Raw genomic sequence first — 20,126 nt, 5'->3', positions numbered from 1 at the left:
GAAAACTAAATAGATAAGATGAAATTATACCTTTCAAAATCTTATTCTGATGACGGCGAATTTTTTCCTGACCAAGGAAAATCAGGAATTGTCTTTTCATCAAAAGATGATATTTTAAAATTATGTGACTTTTTTGAGAAGGTCAAAAATCACGTTAAAAATAATGATAGTTGTCATATGCATTTTAGAGATAGTTTTCCTGAGTGGAAAAAAGAAAAACATATTGATTTAGAAATTAATGTGGCTGAATAATTATACAAATATATGTTTACACCAATTATTAGAATAATTCTTGTCATATTTAGCTTAATATCAGCTACATACTTTTACACAAAAGAGGATTTTGCAAATATGTCAATGATGCTAATTGCTGCTGGACTTTTTATTTATGGATATTTTAAATATGGAACTGTTTATGCTGCTTTTCAGCAAATGAAAAATGATAATTTAAAAAAAGCTGAAGAATTAATCTCTAAAATTAACAATCCAGATAAACTGACTAAAGGACACAAAAGCTACTATTACTATACAACTGGAATTATTGCTTTGGAGAAACAAGAATTAGAAAAAAGTCATTCTGATTTAACTGAAGCTTTAAACATAGGTTTGAGAACTGAAAAGGACAAATCAATTGTTTTACTGAATTTGGCGAATATTGAACTTTTGAGAAAAGACTTTAATAAAGCTAATGAATATATTGAAAAAGTTAGAGAACTTGATTTAAACCCATTAGTTGAATCAGAGACTAACCGAATTGAAAAAGAAATAAACGTTGCACAACTATATGTTTAATTCACAGCTAGTTAGAGAATAATTTCGAAAGTCTTCTCGGACTTTCTATCTGTTATTTATTTACTGACTTTAACACTTAAACGCTCAACATAATCACACATTAGACCGTTAGTTTTAATGCTAAACAAACGTCAGAACTAACAATTAAAAATAAAAAAAATGATATATTTAGGAATGATTGGAGCTTGGCAACTAATTCTGATATTAGTAGTCTTATTTCTTGGGATTTTACCAATGATAATTGCTCTTGTAGATATTTTAAAAAGCGAATTCAAAGGAAATAATAAAATTGTTTGGATTTTAGTCGTGTTATTCGCTAATTTTTTTGGTGCGATTTTATATTTTTTAATCGGTAGAGAACAAAAAATAACGATTGAAAAAACATAAAAGGATTTTGAGCAAGTTTGTGAAATGAAAATCGAGCTGAAAAAAACATAAAATATCAACAAGAAAGTTAATGAAAATAAAACCACTAAAAACTAACACCCTTTATAAACAATAACTTATATCTAAACCACTCACAAAAGGGCTCATCAATTTCAAATTCAGTTTTTATGTTTAAGACTCATTCTTAGACCTCTAAGCTGCTCTATTAAAACAATATGTAAAATACTAGAAACAACTAAGCACAAAAAAAGAGGAAAACCTCTTAGTTTTCCTCTTCAGGCTTGATAAATTGAGATTGATATTTTTCTAAAAATTTCTTCTGCCTCTCCATCATTTGTTGTCTGATCTTATCTAGATCCATGTAATCCTTACCAAAATCACTTCCAAAGAAGTCATCATTAAAGTAATGTTTACTAAAAAGTGAATCTTTAGAAAAAATATTATCAAATCCCCTATTTTCAAAATCCGAGAAATTTGCAAAGAATCTGGATTTAAAAGATTGTAACAAACTATCTTTATCTACAGCAGACAGATTATCCATGTCATCAAATGACGACCAAGAATAGATACTGTCATATCGAATTAAATTTCCATTCTCATCAAATTCCTTATCAACTTTCCAAGACCCTTTGGGTTGTGCTACTATTTTTCCTTCTTTTTCTTTTATTTCAGCTTGTTTGGAATCATTTTGTTGACTATTACAACTGACACTTAACAAGCCTATCATACATAATAAAGCATACTTTTTCATCACTCTAGGTTTTGTTTAAATTTAATTTAGGATTCATTAAAAATGTTTTGAACAAACCACCAGTTTCTATCGTTTTAATCAATTTATTTTGATGGAACACTTCTGTTTTTCGTTCACCACCTTTATACCAAACACATTCCAAATAAGTATCATTATCAACCCAACCAACTATAGAATCCTTTTTGGGAACATATTTGATAACTTGCATTTTTGGAGCGGTAAGTTTTCCTCTTACCTTCACCCAATCTCCAGATTTAAACTTTCTTGGCATAACATTAAAGTTTTAAAAAATTAAACATAACGATATAGTATAGTGGAGATCGACTACGCGATCTCCATCTATAATACTTTACACCTCAATCTAAAAGTTTAGTGAACCGACGATTATGAAATTTTAATGCTTCTGGCAGGCTTTTGCTTCGCCTCTTCTTTTTTCGGTAAAAGAACACTCAAAATACCTTCATTATAACTAGCATTAATTTTTTCGTCATTTACACTTTCCGGAAGCGTAAAAGTTCTTTTGAAAGAAGAGTAGCCAAATTCTCTACGTGTATAATTTTCTCCTTTCTGTTCGTTTTCTTCCTTTGTCTCTGTAGAAATTGATAATAGATGATTATCAATATCAATATTGAAATCTGATTTTTTTAGACCTGGAACGGCCATTTCTACCACATAATCATCGGCAGTTTCTTTAATATTTACTTTTGGCAACGTGATTCCGGTATTGAAATTTGATGTGAACACCGACGGTAGATCTCTATTAAAGATATCATCTAACCAATTTGACAACGTTGGGAAGTTTTGATTTGAATTGCTGTTCGCTAAACTTCCGTTTTTAGGAACACTTACTAAATTGCTCATAATTACAAAATTTTAAATTAAACATTATTTCAAATTTGAAATCTCAATTGATTTCGACTTCAATAAACCAAAAAAAATACCAAAATGAATAAACCATAGCTCTCCGTAAATATTTTAGTAAAATGTTAAGTTTTGCTGTCAATTTTTCAAAATTGTTGTCATTTTTTCACTTAGATAAATGTCAAATTGACATTTTAGATGTATTAAAAGACGAAAAACAACGGACGAGAGTCTTAATACAAAACTAAGGTTAGCTTAGCACACAGCAGGCCATATAAAGAAACAGGTGTAAGTATCTAATTCATTGGATTTTTCATATATTTATGATCTAAACGTAATTAAAATAGTCAACCTTATTTTAGACTAAATCTTTATTAAACAGAACTGCTATAGCCAATTTGAAACAACATATGAAACAGAAGATATTAAGCTTTATTTTATTATTGATGGTTAGTTTATCTTATGGGCAAACATTACCAAAAAAGATTAGTGAAACTGATTTCTCAATTGGCAAGTCAATTAAAATCGAATCAACCGTATTAAACGAAACAAGAGACTTAAATATTTACTTGCCTTTAAACTATGAAAAAGATAGCTTAAAAACGTATCCTGTTATTTATTTACTAGACGGCTCAAAGGATGAAGACTTTATACATATTGCAGGCATTGTTCAATTTGGTTCGTTTTCTTGGATAAATATGATTCCGGAATCCATTGTTGTTGGCATTGGAAATGTAGATAGAAAAAAGGATTTTACATACCCTTCTCACAATGAACTCGATCAAAAAGAATTTCCAACTTCTGGAAAATCAGAAAATTTTATAGCATTTCTAGAAAAAGAACTACAGCCTTTTATAGATTCAAACTACAGAACGACTAACATAAAAACCATTATAGGACAATCTCTCGGTGGTCTATTGGCAACAGAAATTTTATTTAAAAAACCGAACCTTTTTGACAACTATATTATTGTAAGCCCAAGTTTATGGTGGGATGACGAAAAATTATTAGATGATGCATTAACCTTATACGATACAAGCAAATCGATTTATATCGCTGGCGGAAAAGAAGGAGAAATAATGGAACGCACTGCGAAAGCCTTGTTTCATAAATTGATGAAGAACAAAAAGGATAACACAAAGTTGTTTTATGAATTTCTAGAAGACAAAATGCACGGAGACGCATTACACATAGCAGTTTACAATGCTTTTGAAAACATATTCAAAACAAAAGAAAATGTAAAAACAGATTAGTTTCGCGAAACAAAAAAAATACGCCAAACTAGCCTTCCTTATTCTTTTAGCAAACCATCAACAAATTCCTCAAATTCAGCTTTAAACTCTATATACTTCTCACCAGTCGCAGGTCCATTAAACCCTGTATGAATCTTACGTACTTTACCTGTTTTATCAATAAAAATAGAAGTTGGATACGATAACACATGGTTTAACATCGGTAACTTTTCTTGCGCTTTAGCTTTGTCAGAACTTCCAAATTGCGCCAAAAGAATAGGATAATCGATACCAATATTAGATTGTAAACGGTCTATACTGCTAATAGCTTTTTCTTTTGATTTAGCATATTCAAACGCTAGTGCTACTATTTCAATCCCTTTAGCTTTATTCTCTTTATAGTATTCGGAGTAATACTTGCTTTCGTCCAAACAATTTGGACACCAAGTACCCATAATTTGTACAATGACTACTTTATCTCTAAATCGGTCGTCTCTTAAAGACACTAATTCATCAGAAGTATTAGGAAATGTAAATTCAATACCATCATAACCCTCTTTTAAAAAGGTGAGATCGTTAGCACCAGGTAATTCATAAGTCTCGTTTCTTTTAGCGACAAAAGGCTCTTTCCAATGGTTGCCAGAATAAAAATGGCCCTTCATTGTAGAATCTGTAACGGTTGCTGTAAATAAAAAGGCATGTGCACCATCAAAAGTAGAAAGTTTCATTTCGTCTCCATCCATCACACCTTCTAAATAACGATAATCTCCTGTTGTGGTTCTAAACGTTCCTGTAACCTTATCTCCTTTTTGGTTAAAAATACCTTTAGCAATATATTCTTCATCAGCAATGTCCTTACTAAAAACGGTTTCCCAAATTCCAGAAACATCTTTTGTGGGTTTCGATGTCACATCAAATCTATTATTTTCATGTCCTTCTGCTCTAAAAGGCACTACTCTATCTAAACTTTCTTTCACATAATAACCATGTAAACTTTCTTCCTTACTAATTTTAGCTATCAAATACCCTTCAAAAACCGGTGCTTTTATATAAACTGAATCATTTCTGTATTCAATTTCATCGATCTCTATGATTTCTTCTGCATTGTAAATATTTAAACTATGAGGCGATTTTACTTCAAAAATAAATGGAAGCTTCTCATTGTCTTGTACTGTTAACCAAGCTCTATAAGTACCTACTTCCAAATTTTTATCTTTAATTTCATTATGACATGAGAACATCAATAACGTTATAAAACAAGCAATAATAGGGCGCATAAATAATGGATTTTAAGGAAGTTCGAAATAACAACAAATACCTTACATAAAAAAGATAAAATCAAGTTTCGCAACCTACTTTGAATTACTATCTTTGTGCCCTGAATAAATTGAAAAAATGAAGATTTCATACAACTGGCTTAAACAGTTTATAAAAACCGATTGGGACGCTGAGAAAACAGGCGAATTACTTACTGATTTAGGTTTAGAAATAGAAGGTATTGAGACTTACGAGTCTGTAAAAGGCGGCTTAAAAGGTATTGTTGTCGGCGAAGTTTTAACTTGCATACAACACCCAAATGCAGATCGCTTAAAAGTTACCACTGTAAATATTGGAGAAGATGCTCCAATTCAAATTGTTTGTGGTGCCCCTAATGTGGCTGCCGGACAAAAAGTACCTGTCGCAACTATTGGAACGACGCTATACACCCAAGAAGGTGAAGCATGGACCATTAAAAAAGGTAAGATTAGAGGTGAAGAAAGTCATGGAATGATTTGTGCCGAAGACGAATTAGGTCTTGGAGAATCGCACGATGGCATTATGGTTTTAGATGCGACTGTAAAAGTTGGTACACTAGCCGCTGATCTCTTTAAAGTTGAAAACGACGAAGTGTTCGAAATAGGTTTAACTCCAAACAGAGCCGATGCGATGAGCCATTATGGTGTAGCGCGAGATTTAAAAGCTGGTTTGTTGCAAAAGGAAATTTCCTTAGAACTTATTACACCTTCAGTAAGTTCTTACCATGTAGATGCTAGAGCTTATAAAGTAGATGTTGATGTACAAGATTACGAAAAAGCTCCTCGCTATTGTGGTGTTACTATTTCCGGTGTAAAGGTTGAAGCCTCTCCGGCGTGGTTACAAAACCGTTTAAAATCTATTGGCTTATCTCCTATTAATAATATTGTAGATATCACTAATTATGTCTTGCACGAATTAGGGCAACCGTTACATGCTTTTGATGGGGATAGAATTACAGGCAATAAAATTGAAGTTAAAACGTGTAAAGCAGGAACAAAATTCACCACCTTAGATGGTGTTGAACGCGAATTACATGAGGAAGACTTAATGATTTGCGATGCCAAAAAACCAATGTGTATTGCTGGTGTTTTTGGAGGTATTGATTCTGGAGTTTCGGAACACACTTCTCGTATTTTCTTAGAAAGTGCATATTTTAACCCTGTGAGTGTTCGTAAAACAGCAAAACGTCATGGTTTAAATACGGACTCTTCGTTTAGATTTGAGCGTGGTATTGATCCTAACCTTACGGAATATGCGTTAAAACGTGCTGCACTTTTAATCTTAGAAGTTGCTGGTGGAGAAATCACAAGTGATATCGTTGATACGTATCCGAAGAAAATAAAAGATTTTGAAGTTAGATTGAGTTTTGACAATGCTAAAAAATTAATTGGAGAGACTATTCCTGAAGAAACTATAAAAAGTATTTTATCATCTTTAGAGATTAAAGTTAATAATGTTACCGAAGCTGGTTTAGGATTAACAGTACCTGCATACCGAAATGACGTTCAGCGTGAAGCTGATATTATTGAGGAAATCCTTAGAGTTTATGGTTATAACAATATAGCCACTACAACAAAATTGAATGCTTCTATTTCAAATTCTTCGCGCTTTGAAGACTATAAACTTCAAAATATCATAGGAAATCAGTTAGCTTCTCAAGGCTTTTATGAAATTATGGCGAATTCCTTAACTACACCAAAGTATGTTGAGTTAAGTGAAGATTTAAATGCAGATCATAATGTAAAAATGCTGAATCCACTTAGTAGCGATTTAGAAGTGATGCGACAGTCGTTATTGTTTTCAGGATTGGAGGCTGTAGCCCACAACATTAACCGAAAACGAAGTGATTTAAAGTTATTTGAATACGGAAAAACCTATCATCAATATACTGAAGCACGAGAAGAACATAAGCACTTATCGTTGTTTGTAACAGGAAACAAAACTGAAGAACGTTGGAATTCTACAGCCAACCCAAGTGATTTCTTTTATTTAAAAGGAACCATCGAAGTGATTTTACAACGTTTGGGTTTAACACGTTTAAAATCGTCACCAAATACATCTGATGTATTTAGTGAAGGCATGAGTTTTTCTATTGGAAAGAAAAAATTAGTTGACTTCGGACTGGTTAAAAAATCAGTTTTAAAACACTTTGGAATTTCTCAAAATGTATTATTCGCGGATTTTAATTGGGATAATGTATTAGAAATGGCAAAACACAATACCATTAAGTTTAACGCTATTTCTAAATACCCATCAATTCGACGCGATTTTGCATTGCTATTAGATAACAAAGTTACTTTTGAAGATATAGATACCATAGCAAAGCAAACCGAAAAGCAATTGCTTAAAAACGTGAGTTTGTTTGATGTTTATGAAGGTAAAAATTTACCTACTGGCAAAAAGAGTTATGCGGTGAGTTTTATTTTTCAAGATGAACATAAAACGCTTAATGATAAGCAAATTGACAAAATTATGTCTAAGCTACAAGCTAATTTCGAAAACAAGCTTGCGGCAGAATTGAGATAACAACATATAACTATTAAAAACAAAGCCCTTAAACAACCATTGATTAAGGGCTTTTATATACCTAAAAAAGCACATAATAATTTTAAATATTTAGTCTTTATTTAAGAGAAGTAAGTGTAAAAGTTGGTATTTTTAACAAACCAAAAAATATAAGTCATGGCAAATATAACATTAGGAGGAAATCCTATAGAAACAACTGGGGAATTACCAGCTTCTGGTAGTAAAGCACCAAATTTTAAACTTACAGCAACCGATTTATCTTCAAAATCTAACTCAGATTATGCAGGAAGTCGATTAGTACTAAATATTTTCCCAAGTATTGATACAGGTACTTGCGCACAATCTGTGAGAACATTTAACGAAAAAGCTTCAGCATTAGACAATACAAAAGTGTTATGTATTTCTAAAGATTTACCATTTGCTTTAGCACGTTTTTGTGGAGCTGAAGGTTTAGACAACGTTGAAAGCCTTTCAGATTTTAAAACAGGTGATTTCGGAAAAGATTACGGATTAACTTTTAAAACAGGACCTTTAGAGTCTTTACTATCACGATGTATTGTTGTGATAGATACCGATGGTACTATTTTACATACCGAGCAGGTTTCTGAGATTAAAGACGAGCCAAATTACGAAAGCGCTTTAGCTAGTTTAGCATAAATTCTGCATGCAAAATAAAGAACCTTTTATAATTAATAGGATAAAAAGTGTAGGTTTTGCTTTTAAAGGCATGCTTATTCTTATTAGAACAGAAGCCAGTATAAAAGTCCAACTGTGTATTGCATTGGCTGTAATAATAGCTGGCTTCTATTTTGATATTTCTAAAACCGAATGGATAGCTCAAATTGCTATGATTGGCTTAGTCTTAAGCATAGAAGGTATTAACACAGCTATCGAAGCTATTGCAGACTTTATACATCCAGACTATCATAAAAAAATTGGATTAATTAAAGATGTGGCTGCTGGTGCCGTTTTTATAGCATCCATTGCTGCTGTTACTATTGCTTGCATTATTTATATTCCTAAGTTTACGTAGTGTTTGAAAAACTCTTTCAATTCAATAAATAAAACCCTAAGGTTATAGCGTTTTTTAATTTGAGATCTGTTCTCAAATATATATTGCGTTTACATACCAAAATCAATACAATAAACGTTTCATAATTGTATTTTTGTTCCGTTCCAATTCAAAAATTTTTTCAAGCCTAAAAATGAAACTCTTAGTTGCCACGTTTTCTTTATTCATTAGTCTTTTTTATTGCAATGCAAGTGCTATAATAATCGGTTCTGCTGAAATTATAACAGTCCCTTCAGACACCATAAAATCTACTAAAAAACTAAACATTACCAAGTCATTTGTATTGGGAAAGTTTGATTATAAAACAGATTCGACATTCGTTAAAGTTAACACGCAGTATTCGGCAAAACCAGTATACTTAAAAAAACACGTTTATGCAGCCTTTTTAGACATGCATGAAGCCGCTCAAAAAGATGGTATCGTATTACTTATTTTATCTGGCACGCGAAATTTTGACGAACAAAAAGCGATTTGGGAACGTAAATGGAATGCCTATACGACTCTCCAACCGTTACAACGTGCTCTTAAAATTTTAGAATACAGTTCTATGCCAAGTTCATCACGTCATCATTGGGGAACAGATTTAGACCTAAATAGTTTAAGTAATTCGTATTTTAGCAGTGAAAAGGGAAAAGCCATTTATGATTGGCTAATTTCAAATGCTAATAGTTTTGGATTTTACCAAGTTTATACCACCAAAGAAAACAATAGAACAGGTTATAAACTCGAAAAATGGCATTGGTCCTATTTACCATTGGCTAATCCATATTTAGAATTTTATAATTCTAATATCACATTGGATGACATTAATGGTTTTGAAGGTTTTGAAATGGCAAAAGAATTACATATTATAGAAGATTATGTGAATGGCATATCTCAACAAGCAAAAGATTACAATTAAATAATAGATTTCTTAAATAAAGGAACTAGCTACCGAAATAAATTCGGCATAAAATGGCAAAAAAAACAACAAAAAAGAAAACAACCACTAAAGCAACACCGAAGGCTAAAACAAAGACGACGTTAAAAAAGCCTTCGTTAAAGTTATCTAATCAGCAAAAACTGATTTTTGGTAGTTTCCTTATTATAATAGGAGTACTACTCTTTATATCATTCTTATCCTTTGTGTTTACAGGTCAGGAAGACCAAAGTGCACTTCATAATTTCCCAGAACGATCCAATGAATACAAAAATTGGGCGAGTCAACTCGGAGCTTGGGTTAGTGAATTTTTTATTACCAAAGGTTTTGGTTTGCCATCCTTTATTTTTGCAGGTTTGTTTTTTCTTTCAGGTGTATATGTCACTTTAAATTTAAAAAAATCGAAATTAAGAAAACATTGGATTTGGGGAACACTTATCGTTGTTTGGCTTTCTATTTTATTTGGCTTTTTTACGCATAAATACGATTTCTTAGGTGGCACTATTGGTTTTGAAATGAATCAATTTATTCAAGATTACATAGGTAAAATAGGAACCATACTTCTATTGTTATTTGGACTTATCACCTACTTAGCCATCAGATTTAAAGTTACAGGAGAAAGTATTGTAAATAGTTTTAAAAGCGCAAAGAGTTCTATTAGAGAAGATTTACAATCCGATAAAACAACGACTGAACCGACACCAATTTTTGACAATAGTTTAACTGAAGAAGCAGAAGCTATTAAGTCTGTTTTGGATATTCCTTTAAAAAAGGCAGAACCAACCATTACTAATCATTCTAAACCAGAACCTAAGCTTGAAAAGGATTCTAAGGTAGAAATGCTAAAAATGGAAGTCACAGAAAAGCCAAAAGAAGAAACTATTGAAACTCCTGAATTGGAGATGGAAGTTGAAGCTGTTGAAGAAGAAAAATCGGAAACCGATAATTTAGCAGATAAATTAGTTGAAGACTTTGGACAGTTTGACCCGACACTCGAACTAGGGAAATTTCAATTTCCTCCATTAGATTTATTAAAGAAATACGATAACGAAGGTATTTCTATAGATCAGGATGAGCTCGAAGAAAACAAAAACAAAATTGTAGAAACGCTTAATAACTACAAAATTGGAATTTCGAGTATAAAAGCAACTATTGGACCAACAGTTACATTATATGAAATTGTACCAGATGCTGGAATCCGAATTTCAAAAATTAAAAATTTAGAAGATGATATTGCCCTATCGCTTGCGGCTTTAGGAATTAGAATTATCGCGCCAATCCCTGGAAAAGGAACAATTGGTATTGAGGTTCCTAATAAAAATTCGACCATTGTATCGATGCGTTCCGTTATTGCATCTCAAAAATTTCAAAAATCGGATATGCAATTACCAATTGCTTTTGGAAAAACCATTAGCAATGAAACCTTTGTGGTCGATTTGGCAAAAATGCCACACTTGCTTATGGCTGGAGCAACTGGTCAAGGTAAATCAGTAGGATTAAATGCTGTGCTAACCTCTTTATTATATAAGAAGCATCCGGCTGAGGTAAAATTTGTTCTTGTCGATCCTAAAAAGGTAGAATTAACACTTTTCAATAAAATTGAACGTCATTATTTGGCAAAATTACCAGATAGTGAAGAAGCCATTATTACAGATAATACTAAGGTTATAAACACCTTAAATTCACTATGTATTGAAATGGATAACCGTTACGAAATGCTTAAAAATGCATTTTGTAGAAATATTGCAGAATACAACGTAAAATTTAAAGCCAGAAAGTTAAACCCTAATGATGGGCATGCGTTTTTACCATACATTGTATTGGTTGTAGATGAGTTTGCCGATTTAATTATGACTGCTGGTAAAGAAGTAGAAACACCGATTGCTAGACTCGCACAATTAGCACGTGCTATTGGTATCCATTTAATTGTAGCAACGCAACGTCCTTCGGTTAACGTTATTACAGGTATTATTAAAGCCAATTTCCCTGCACGTATAGCCTTTAGAGTTACGAGTAAAATAGATTCGCGTACTATTTTAGATGGTTCTGGTGCCGATCAGTTAATTGGTCGTGGAGATATGTTATACACTCAAGGTAATGAACTTATCAGAATTCAATGTGCCTTTGTTGACACGCCAGAAGTTGAAAAAATAACAGAATTTATAGGCTCACAAAAGGCATATCCGGATGCTCATTTACTGCCAGAGTATGTTGGTGAAGAAGGTGGCACAAATCTTGATATTGATATATCAGATAGAGATAAATTGTTTAGAGAAGCAGCAGAACTTATTGTTACAGCACAACAAGGTTCGGCTTCTTTATTACAACGAAAATTAAAATTAGGTTACAACAGAGCTGGTCGTATCATTGACCAACTCGAAGCTGCTGGAATTGTCGGCAATTTTGAAGGCAGTAAAGCACGCCAAGTTTTAGTCCCAGATTTAGTATCTTTAGATCAGTTGTTAGAAAATGAACAACTATAAACATATCATTTTAGTAGTTAACAAAAACATCATTTTATAATATTCAAAAAAGAAATAAATACGAATGAAAAATTTAATTATTATCGCATGTCTCGCATTAGGTTTCAACGCTTTCGCTCAAAACGACACACAAGCCGAAACATTACTTAAAGAAGTGAGTACAAAAATTAAAAGCTATAAAAACATCAGTTTAGACTTTAAATATGAGCTAAATAATGTGAGCGAAAATATTAAACAAGAAACCCGTGGAGATGTGGTTATTGAGTCAGAAAAGTATAAACTGAACATCCTAGGTATCACAAGAATTTTCGACGGCAAAACGTTATATACCATCAGTCCAGAAGATGAAGAAGTGACCATATCTACTGATAACACGGATGATGAAAGCACTATTACGCCAAGTAAAATGCTATCGTTTTATGAAGATGGTTATAGCTTTAAAATGGATATCGTTCAAACTGTAAAAGGACGAAAAATTCAATATATCAAACTAAGTCCAATGGATACAAATTCTGAAATAAAACATGTTTTATTAGGAATTGATGCGACTACAAAACACATTTACAATTTAATTGAAGTTGGCAAAAACGGCACAAAAACAACATTAACTGTTAATTCTTTTAAAACCGACCAACCTATTTCAAAAACCTTATTTACATTTGACAAAAGTAAATACAGCGATTATTTTATCAATAACATTGATTAATCTAATGTAAATAGATAACATCGCTTATAATTCTTTTTTTAAATTGCTATTAGGCTAAATTTTAACAGTGTGAAAATATTAGATAGGTACATACTTATCACTTTCTTAAGGACGTTTTTTAGCGTCTTTATTATATTCATGTTCATCTTTATTTTACAAGGGGTTTGGCTATATATTACCGAACTTGCTGGTAAAGATTTGGACGTTTCCGTAACGGCTAAATTTATCCTGTATTACATGCCAAAGCTGATTCCTTTGGTAGTGCCTTTGACCATTTTATTATCTTCCATTATGGTTTTTGGAAACTTTGCTGAAAACTATGAGTTTGCAGCCATGAAGTCTACAGGTATTTCGCTGCAACGTGCTATGCGAAGTTTAAGTGTCTTTATCGTTGCACTTGGAATTGGCTGTTTCTTTTTTGCCAATAATGTGATTCCTTGGGGAGAATATAATTTTTTCAATTTAAGACGAAACATCGCCAAAATGAAACCTGCATTGGCCATTGCAGAAGGTCAGTTTAATGAAATTGGAAACATTAATATAAAAGTGGCAAAGAAATCTGGAGATCGAGGTCAGTTTCTTGAAGGGGTTGTTATTCACGAAAAAAGCAGCACACGAAGAGGAAATTTTAAAGTTATTGTTTCTAAAAAAGGGGAACTAAAAAGTAGTCCTGATTCTAACATCCTTCAACTCGAATTATTAGATGGAAATTTTTACGAAGAAATCATTAGTAATGATTTACAAAAAAATGAAAACAAACCACATGTTCGAAGTTATTTTGACACCTACATCACCAATGTCGATTTAGAAATATTAAATAATGAAGATTTAGACGAAAAAAGTCAATCCGACAGATACAACATGCTAAATGTTAGTCAACTTAATAAGTATATTGACACTTTAGAACAAAATCAAAAAAACGATTATAAAGCATTAGCAACCACATTATATAATAGAAGTACGTATGCCTCACTAAATATTAATATTGATACAGCAAAGACTCGAAAAAATATACCAAAGGACTCAATTATTATAGCTAAAGACCTCTTAGGGTTTTATAATACGGCTCAAAAAATTCAGATTCTTAATTTGGCTATAAACTCTTCAAATAGTACACGACAAATTTTAGACTCTAACAAAAAAAACTTAGAAATAAAACAAGTCCATTTAAACAAACACATTATTGTATTACAAGATAAATTTGTTTTGGCATTTGCTTGTGTTATTCTGTTCTTTGTAGGAGCACCACTTGGAGCATTAATACGTAGAGGTGGACTTGGATTACCAATGGTAATTGCAATTGTACTATTCCTAACCTATCATTTCTTTGGGATTTTCGCAAAAAATAGTGCGGAAAAAGGTAGTTTTAATCCTATTATTGGAACATGGCTTTCTACAGCCGTAATGTTACCATTAAGTATTTACTTAACAACACGGGCAACAAACGACAAAGGTGTATTTGAATTTGATAATATTATAGTCCCGCTGAAACGCTTATTCAATTCAAAACAAAAGCTTCAACTTTCCGAAAGTGATACGAAAGTCTATAACTTTTATTCAAAATATTCTATTGAAGAATTAATAGGTATTATCAAAAAGCAAGACGAATTCGATTTAGATAAAAAACCAAAAGAGATTGCGCTTCATAATTTATTAAATCGCAATATTTCACTCGAAAGTTTAAAATCTGAAGGTTTAGAAATACCTGACTCACTTATTAAAGCGCGAGTTTTACTCAAAGATTACAATGACTATTCTAAAACTAGTTTAATCAGTTATTGTATCGGGGTTATACTATTAGTGTTACATTTTGTATTTAAAAACAATAAGCTTCCAGAATTAGCAGAATCGGGATTAAGCCTAAGCATCATCGCATTTATCTTTTTTGTGATTTATGTTATTGTGAACGCATTTGTGTATTCAAAATTCTATAAAACTATTAATCAAGAGAGAAAACGAATCAATCCTTTACTTCTTGCACTCACTCTTCCAATTTATCCTTTAAAATATATTATAGTAAGAAGTAGAATTTCTCAAGACTTCTACCTCAGCTGTCTTCAAAATATAAAATAAACGTATCTTTGCAGCGTCAAAAAAAAGCACCATGATGATAACTAAAACCAAGAATACACAGACGAGTCTAAATACTATTGAAGAAGCAATAGAAGACATTAAACAAGGTAAGGTTATCATTGTTGTTGATGATGAAAATCGTGAAAATGAAGGTGATTTTATTGCGGCCGCCGAAGCTGTAACTCCAGAAATGATCAACTTTATGGCAAAACATGGTAGAGGGCTAATATGTGCACCTCTTACTGAAGACCGCTGTGACGAACTGGATTTATCAATGATGGTACAAAACAATACCGTTTTACATCATACTCAGTTTACAGTTTCTGTTGATTTAATTGGACAAGGCTGTACAACAGGTATTTCTGTACAGGACAGAGCAAAAACTATAAAAGCTTTAGTCGATAAGGATACAAAACCTCAAGATTTAGGACGTCCAGGACATATATTTCCTCTAAAGGCCAAGAATGGAGGAGTTTTAAGACGTACAGGTCATACTGAAGCCGCAGTTGATTTAGCGCGTTTAGCTGGATTTCAACCTGCGGGAATTTTAGTCGAAATTTTAAATGAGGATGGCACTATGGCAAGGCTTCCTGAATTATTGAAAGTCGCAGAGAAATTTAATTTAAAAATTATTTCGATTGAAGACCTTGTAGCTTACCGTATGGAGCACGATTCTTTAATTGAAAAGAAAGAAGATTTTAATATTGAAACGCGTTTTGGTAAATTTAGACTTAGAGCTTACCAACAAACGACAAACAATCAAATTCATATTGCTTTAACTAAAGGAAGTTGGTCTAAGGACGAACCTGTTTTGGCGCGTGTTAATGTTTCTTTAGTTAATAATGATATCCTTGGAACGTTAACCAATAACGCAGACCAGAAATTGGACAATATGTTCAACTCCATCAATACTGAAGGAAAAGGAGCTGTTATTTTTATTAACCAACAAGCGGAATCGATGAATTTATTAAATCGTCTGTCTATTTTGAAAGAAAATCAAATAGAAGGAGAATTAGTAAAAGCACCTAGCTTAGGTATGGATTCTAAAGATTTCGGTATTGGAGCTCAAATACTTCACGATCTTAAAGTGAGAAAACTAAAATTATTATCAAACAGCCTCCAAACCAAACGTGTTGGTATGATTGGTTATGGTTTGGAGATTGTTGACTATATAGAGTATTAATTTAGCTGTCTATTTTACAACTATTTTTCGTGTTTCAACTTGGTTTCCAATTCGGATTTTAAATAAATATATTCCAGATTCTAACTTAGAAACATTAACCTCATCCGCACCTTTTAAAACTTGTACTTGTTTCCCTAAGATGTCATAAACTTCAATGCTATCTATTGGGTTATTAGATACAATATTAACTTTGTCTGTTGCTGGATTTGGATACACAGATAATTCTGTAATTTCATTCGTTGGAACACTTAATACTTCATTGCCTGCAAACTCATTAATCGCACCTGCAAGAGTTATTGTATAAAAATCAGATAGTGCATTAACCCCCATCATACCAGCACCAGATGAATCGGGATCTGTAGCATTTTCAAACAAACGTGCTTCAGAGTTACCATCTGATGGTGTAAACGTCATCCATAGCACCTCAACATCAGCGAATAAAACACCAATATAACTTGCACCTCCTGTTGAGTTAAATACATAGAAATCATTATCTGGTGAGGCTTCAGGACTTCTAATAGCGGCACCTGCTGGATTAAACGTGGAAACACTTTCACTTGTGTGTGCTAACGTTCTAGTACCAGAGACATCCGTTGGAAAAACAATAGTTACTGCTGCAGTACCCGCAACGGTTACTGGTGCAGCGGCATCGATATCTCGTTTTACATAGAGTTCGTAGTTAGAATTGTCTGGATTCCAATTTAATCGGAAAGTAACGTTCTGTGCAAATAATGATGCTGAACCTATTAAAATGGCTAAAAGTGTAATTGTTTTTTTCATAATTTTTGTTTTGATGTTAATTATTCATTAGTGTCTGATTAAAAGTGTTTTCAGTTCATTAATTTCTCCTTTTAATCAGCTCGTTAAAATCTATTCCTTTTTCTAATGTCTAGCGACTTGTGCTGAACTGCTTGATTAAGCAGTCTCATACCTTCAATAGGACATTAGTTATTATTATTTATTAATTCTATTATTTCTAAGGCTCTTTCTAGACGTAATTGATCAAGGCTTAATTGTGCTGTACTTCTTAATGCCGAAGGAGAAGGTAATTGCTCGGCAAACAGATTGTATTGCGAGTTAAAACCGGTATTTAATGGATATAAAATTACGGACAATAAGATTTGATTAACTTCATTAGAGAAGGATACGTTACCATCGAGAAACACATCGGATTTAAAATACCCATTAACAAAATCATAATTTGTATTGAAATCTGTATTTGCAGAAAATAAAATAATATCCGTCGTAACACCATTAACATCTCCGGCAAAATTTACCAAACCATCGCCATTAACATCGCCTGCCCAAAGTGCCTTAGCTCCAGATGTCAACGTTGCTTGCGCTTGTGTACCATAAGTTGTTGTATTAACATCTGTAAAATCTATAACAGATGGACCTGAAGAGCGTGTTATGGCTACAGGTGTATTGGTCATAATACCTAAGTGGTTTTTATGATTAACAACTACAAAATAATCATCTGATGCCACATTAAGGTTTATGTTAGAGACTCCATCGGTAGCAACCACATCACCATCGCGTTGCAACAAAGCTGACTGTGATAAAATAACGGATGTATTATCTGTTTTGTCTCTCAGTTCTAACCAAACCCAATCTACAATAGCATTAGTACCTGTAACATTAAAAACCGAAGCATTACAAGTCGCAGCATCTGAATACGGACTTGTGGTTGGTATGTAACCAGAAGCTCTTAAATCATCATTCATTAATCCTGCATTGGTAGGATTGAGAATTGGACCTTGTAAAAATAGTTTAGGATTAATACTGATTTTAAGATCTGCATTAATAAAACCTTCAGATACCGAAATTCCTCCAGCACTTAACTCTTGTACATTGACTTCACCAATGGTATAGAGCATTTGAATGCCACCAGCTGTTACTGATGCACCACCAGAATCTATGCTGAATTTTTCTATGGATTGTGCATTGCTCAAGAACATAACGAGAGACAGGCTTAATAGGGTTGATATCGTTTTCATAATTTTATTGTTTATTAAGTAGATGTGTTACTTGCATTTTAAGTTCATCTATTTGCTGTTGTTGTATTTCAATAATTTTCTGTTGCTCTTGAATGGCTTTAATGGCAATAACGCCAAAAGAAGCATAGTCAATTCCGTATAATTCATCGGCTTCTGAAAAATGAACTACTTCTGGAAAAATAGGCTTTACCTCTTGGGCAATAAATCCTAATGCTTTAGTTTTTGAAGAATCGTCCTTATAGTAATACGTCGTTGGTCTTAGTTGCTTAACACGATCTAATGTAGATTTCATGTTTTCAATATTGTTTTTTAGGCTAATATCCGAACTAACAATATAAGCTCCAGTATTTGCAGTTATAAGTGATTTTAAATTTCCTCCATAATGAAAACGCAGAGAGAAACCATGAGTAATGTCCCAATCACTGTTGGCAGTACCATCATCGAAACGTAAACCAGTGCCAACATTCTGACTTCTTTGAAATAATTCAAGTCTCGCTGTAGGTGAGCCATTAATACCGACCTCTCCATCACCAGTTATTGTCATTCTATCACTTCCACCAGCATCATTTCTAAAATAAAAATTGAGTCGTGCAGAGGATGCTGTATTACTTGGAAATCCTGCAATATCCCATTTTGCATCAGTGGTGGTATTAGTAAATCCTAATCTGGCATAATCATTTCCTACTTCTTCTAAGAGAAGTTGCTCTTTATTAATATTTGAATTATTTTTAACATGTAACCAGGCACTTGGTGTGCTAATATCTCCTACTTGAAACTCCCCATTCTGTAGCATTCTAAATTGAGTAGTGAAACTATTTATACTAGTTGCTTTAGATTGAAATTGTAAATCTGCACCTTGAGCTCTTGTACTCACTTGCCATTGGTTTCCATTGTTTGGAAATCCCATAACTAATTCTCCTAAATTGGTTTGAATAAACAAATCACCACCCACATGCATCTTCATTTCTGGTTCACCTATGCCGATACCTACATTTCCATTACCAGTAGTTAATGCAGCAACACCATTAGAAGTTGTGTAAAAATGACCGCCAATACCTCCTCCAATACCATAGCCTTGTACACCTACTCCTTCTGAGGATTCAGAGACACCTTGTACACCTGCTAAGAAACTTGTTTTAGATACTCCATATACGCCATGTGCTCCAGTACCCTGACCCATAACACCAGCATTATTTGCTGGCAATGTCTCAGATCCAGACCCAACAGAACCTGCTATTCCATAGCGTCCATTTAGGTAATCGTTTTGAACATGAAATGCAGCACCAGATTCTGATGTTTCATCATAGTAAGGCAACTCAATATTATTCGCTGAAATCGCTTGACCTGCTGTTTTAGCATAAGGCACCGTTTTAAATTGTGTGGTTCCCATATCAGTGAGTCCGGATCCTATGTTGATTTGAACATTTAAAAAATGGTCATCACTTGCCCATTCAATAGAAGAAAACGTTCCAGAAATTATGATTCCTTCTCCAATGTTTAATGTAATTATTCCATTATCATCCGTTGTAAGCGAATGGGTTTCTGTATAGACATTGGTTTGCGCCGCTCCTTGTAATATCGAAAATTGCACAACAATGAGATCATTAGCTACAATATTGCCAATGTTATCTTTAATTACTGCTTTATAATTAATGCCATTTTGAGCCAATCCTAAAGTGGTTAGGAATAAGATGAGTAATGTAATTTTTGTTTTCATAAGAAGAAATTGGTTATTTGTTAATTACATATTGCTTATATATATTAAGACTTTTGATTGTTAGTATTACAATACTTTGGTAAAAGTATTATAGATCCATCTGTAACCTTATCACTATTGTAACAATTGAT

Annotated in this window: 19 protein-coding genes; 12 read left to right on the top strand and 7 right to left on the bottom strand. The window is 32.8% G+C overall.

Annotation, left to right across the window (positions count from 1 at the left end; all coding sequences use genetic code 11):
• The first annotated feature begins 18 nt into the window (after positions 1-18).
• The 3 genes from BLT80_RS08745 (at position 19) to BLT80_RS08735 (ending at position 1,179) form a co-directional block, all read left to right on the top strand.
• Positions 19-252 carry a hypothetical protein gene (locus BLT80_RS08745; RefSeq protein ID WP_092467240.1) on the top strand — a complete coding sequence of 78 codons (234 nt, stop codon included), beginning with the start codon at positions 19-21 and terminating at the stop codon, positions 250-252.
• Positions 253-264: 12 nt separating this feature from the next.
• Positions 265-792: a hypothetical protein gene (locus BLT80_RS08740; protein ID WP_139181038.1), complete on the top strand. Its 528-nt coding sequence runs from the start codon at positions 265-267 to the stop codon at positions 790-792.
• Between the two features lie 159 nt (positions 793-951).
• Positions 952-1,179, top strand: coding sequence for a PLD nuclease N-terminal domain-containing protein (locus BLT80_RS08735; RefSeq protein WP_092467238.1), 228 nt, complete (start codon positions 952-954; stop codon positions 1,177-1,179).
• Between the two features lie 262 nt (positions 1,180-1,441).
• Here BLT80_RS08735 and BLT80_RS08730 read toward each other — a convergent pair whose 3' ends face one another.
• The 3 genes from BLT80_RS08730 to BLT80_RS08720 form a co-directional block, all read right to left on the bottom strand.
• Positions 1,442-1,930, bottom strand: coding sequence for a hypothetical protein (locus BLT80_RS08730; protein ID WP_092467316.1), 489 nt, complete (start codon positions 1,928-1,930; stop codon positions 1,442-1,444).
• A 4-nt stretch (positions 1,931-1,934) separates the two neighbouring features.
• On the bottom strand, positions 1,935-2,201 hold the full coding sequence (locus BLT80_RS08725) for a YodC family protein (protein WP_092467237.1): 267 nt from the start codon (positions 2,199-2,201) through the stop codon (positions 1,935-1,937).
• A 113-nt stretch (positions 2,202-2,314) separates the two neighbouring features.
• A complete protein-coding gene (locus BLT80_RS08720; RefSeq protein WP_092467236.1) occupies positions 2,315-2,791 on the bottom strand; it encodes an Hsp20/alpha crystallin family protein in 477 nt (158 codons plus the stop codon).
• 410 nt (positions 2,792-3,201) lie between these two features.
• Between BLT80_RS08720 and BLT80_RS08715 the strand changes: the two genes are divergently transcribed.
• Positions 3,202-4,044 carry an alpha/beta hydrolase gene (locus BLT80_RS08715; RefSeq protein ID WP_092467235.1) on the top strand — a complete coding sequence of 281 codons (843 nt, stop codon included), beginning with the start codon at positions 3,202-3,204 and terminating at the stop codon, positions 4,042-4,044.
• Between the two features lie 38 nt (positions 4,045-4,082).
• On the opposite strand, the gene BLT80_RS08710 is transcribed toward BLT80_RS08715, so the two are convergent.
• A complete protein-coding gene (locus BLT80_RS08710; RefSeq protein WP_092467234.1) occupies positions 4,083-5,300 on the bottom strand; it encodes a peroxiredoxin family protein in 1,218 nt (405 codons plus the stop codon).
• Positions 5,301-5,418: 118 nt separating this feature from the next.
• Between BLT80_RS08710 and pheT the strand changes: the two genes are divergently transcribed.
• The 8 genes from pheT to ribB all read left to right on the top strand — a co-directional run bounded on the left by pheT (position 5,419) and on the right by ribB (position 16,281).
• Entirely contained in the window at positions 5,419-7,845 is a 2,427-nt protein-coding gene (gene pheT, locus BLT80_RS08705) for a phenylalanine--tRNA ligase subunit beta (protein WP_092467233.1), read from the top strand.
• A 156-nt stretch (positions 7,846-8,001) separates the two neighbouring features.
• Positions 8,002-8,502 (top strand): thiol peroxidase, encoded by a 501-nt coding sequence (tpx, locus tag BLT80_RS08700; protein WP_092467232.1) that lies wholly within the window; start codon positions 8,002-8,004, stop codon positions 8,500-8,502.
• Positions 8,503-8,509: 7 nt separating this feature from the next.
• A complete protein-coding gene (locus BLT80_RS08695) occupies positions 8,510-8,878 on the top strand; it encodes a diacylglycerol kinase (protein WP_092467231.1) in 369 nt (122 codons plus the stop codon).
• A 172-nt stretch (positions 8,879-9,050) separates the two neighbouring features.
• Positions 9,051-9,818 (top strand): M15 family metallopeptidase, encoded by a 768-nt coding sequence (locus BLT80_RS08690; protein ID WP_092467230.1) that lies wholly within the window; start codon positions 9,051-9,053, stop codon positions 9,816-9,818.
• Between the two features lie 53 nt (positions 9,819-9,871).
• The gene (locus tag BLT80_RS08685; protein ID WP_092467229.1) at positions 9,872-12,319 is read left to right on the top strand and encodes an FtsK/SpoIIIE family DNA translocase; all 2,448 of its coding nucleotides are present in this window, start codon (positions 9,872-9,874) and stop codon (positions 12,317-12,319) included.
• A gap of 64 nt (positions 12,320-12,383) precedes the next feature.
• On the top strand, positions 12,384-13,025 hold the full coding sequence (locus BLT80_RS08680; protein WP_092467228.1) for an outer membrane lipoprotein periplasmic chaperone LolA1: 642 nt from the start codon (positions 12,384-12,386) through the stop codon (positions 13,023-13,025).
• Between the two features lie 69 nt (positions 13,026-13,094).
• On the top strand, positions 13,095-15,098 hold the full coding sequence (locus BLT80_RS08675; protein WP_092467227.1) for an LptF/LptG family permease: 2,004 nt from the start codon (positions 13,095-13,097) through the stop codon (positions 15,096-15,098).
• A 34-nt stretch (positions 15,099-15,132) separates the two neighbouring features.
• Positions 15,133-16,281, top strand: coding sequence for a 3,4-dihydroxy-2-butanone-4-phosphate synthase (ribB, locus tag BLT80_RS08670; RefSeq protein WP_092467315.1), 1,149 nt, complete (start codon positions 15,133-15,135; stop codon positions 16,279-16,281).
• Positions 16,282-16,290: 9 nt separating this feature from the next.
• Here ribB and BLT80_RS08665 read toward each other — a convergent pair whose 3' ends face one another.
• From BLT80_RS08665 to BLT80_RS08655, 3 genes are all read right to left on the bottom strand, one after another.
• Positions 16,291-17,061 carry a T9SS type A sorting domain-containing protein gene (locus BLT80_RS08665; protein ID WP_092467226.1) on the bottom strand — a complete coding sequence of 257 codons (771 nt, stop codon included), beginning with the start codon at positions 17,059-17,061 and terminating at the stop codon, positions 16,291-16,293.
• 164 nt (positions 17,062-17,225) lie between these two features.
• Positions 17,226-18,278: a hemagglutinin protein gene (locus tag BLT80_RS08660; RefSeq protein WP_092467225.1), complete on the bottom strand. Its 1,053-nt coding sequence runs from the start codon at positions 18,276-18,278 to the stop codon at positions 17,226-17,228.
• A gap of 4 nt (positions 18,279-18,282) precedes the next feature.
• Positions 18,283-19,995: a tail fiber domain-containing protein gene (locus BLT80_RS08655; RefSeq protein ID WP_092467224.1), complete on the bottom strand. Its 1,713-nt coding sequence runs from the start codon at positions 19,993-19,995 to the stop codon at positions 18,283-18,285.
• Between the last annotated feature and the right edge of the window lie 131 nt (positions 19,996-20,126).

This window comes from Winogradskyella thalassocola (genome assembly GCF_900099995.1).
GTDB classification, from domain to species: domain Bacteria; phylum Bacteroidota; class Bacteroidia; order Flavobacteriales; family Flavobacteriaceae; genus Winogradskyella; species Winogradskyella thalassocola.
Note: the sequence above shows the minus strand (reverse complement) of the source record. Positions and strands in the feature narration are given on the sequence as shown.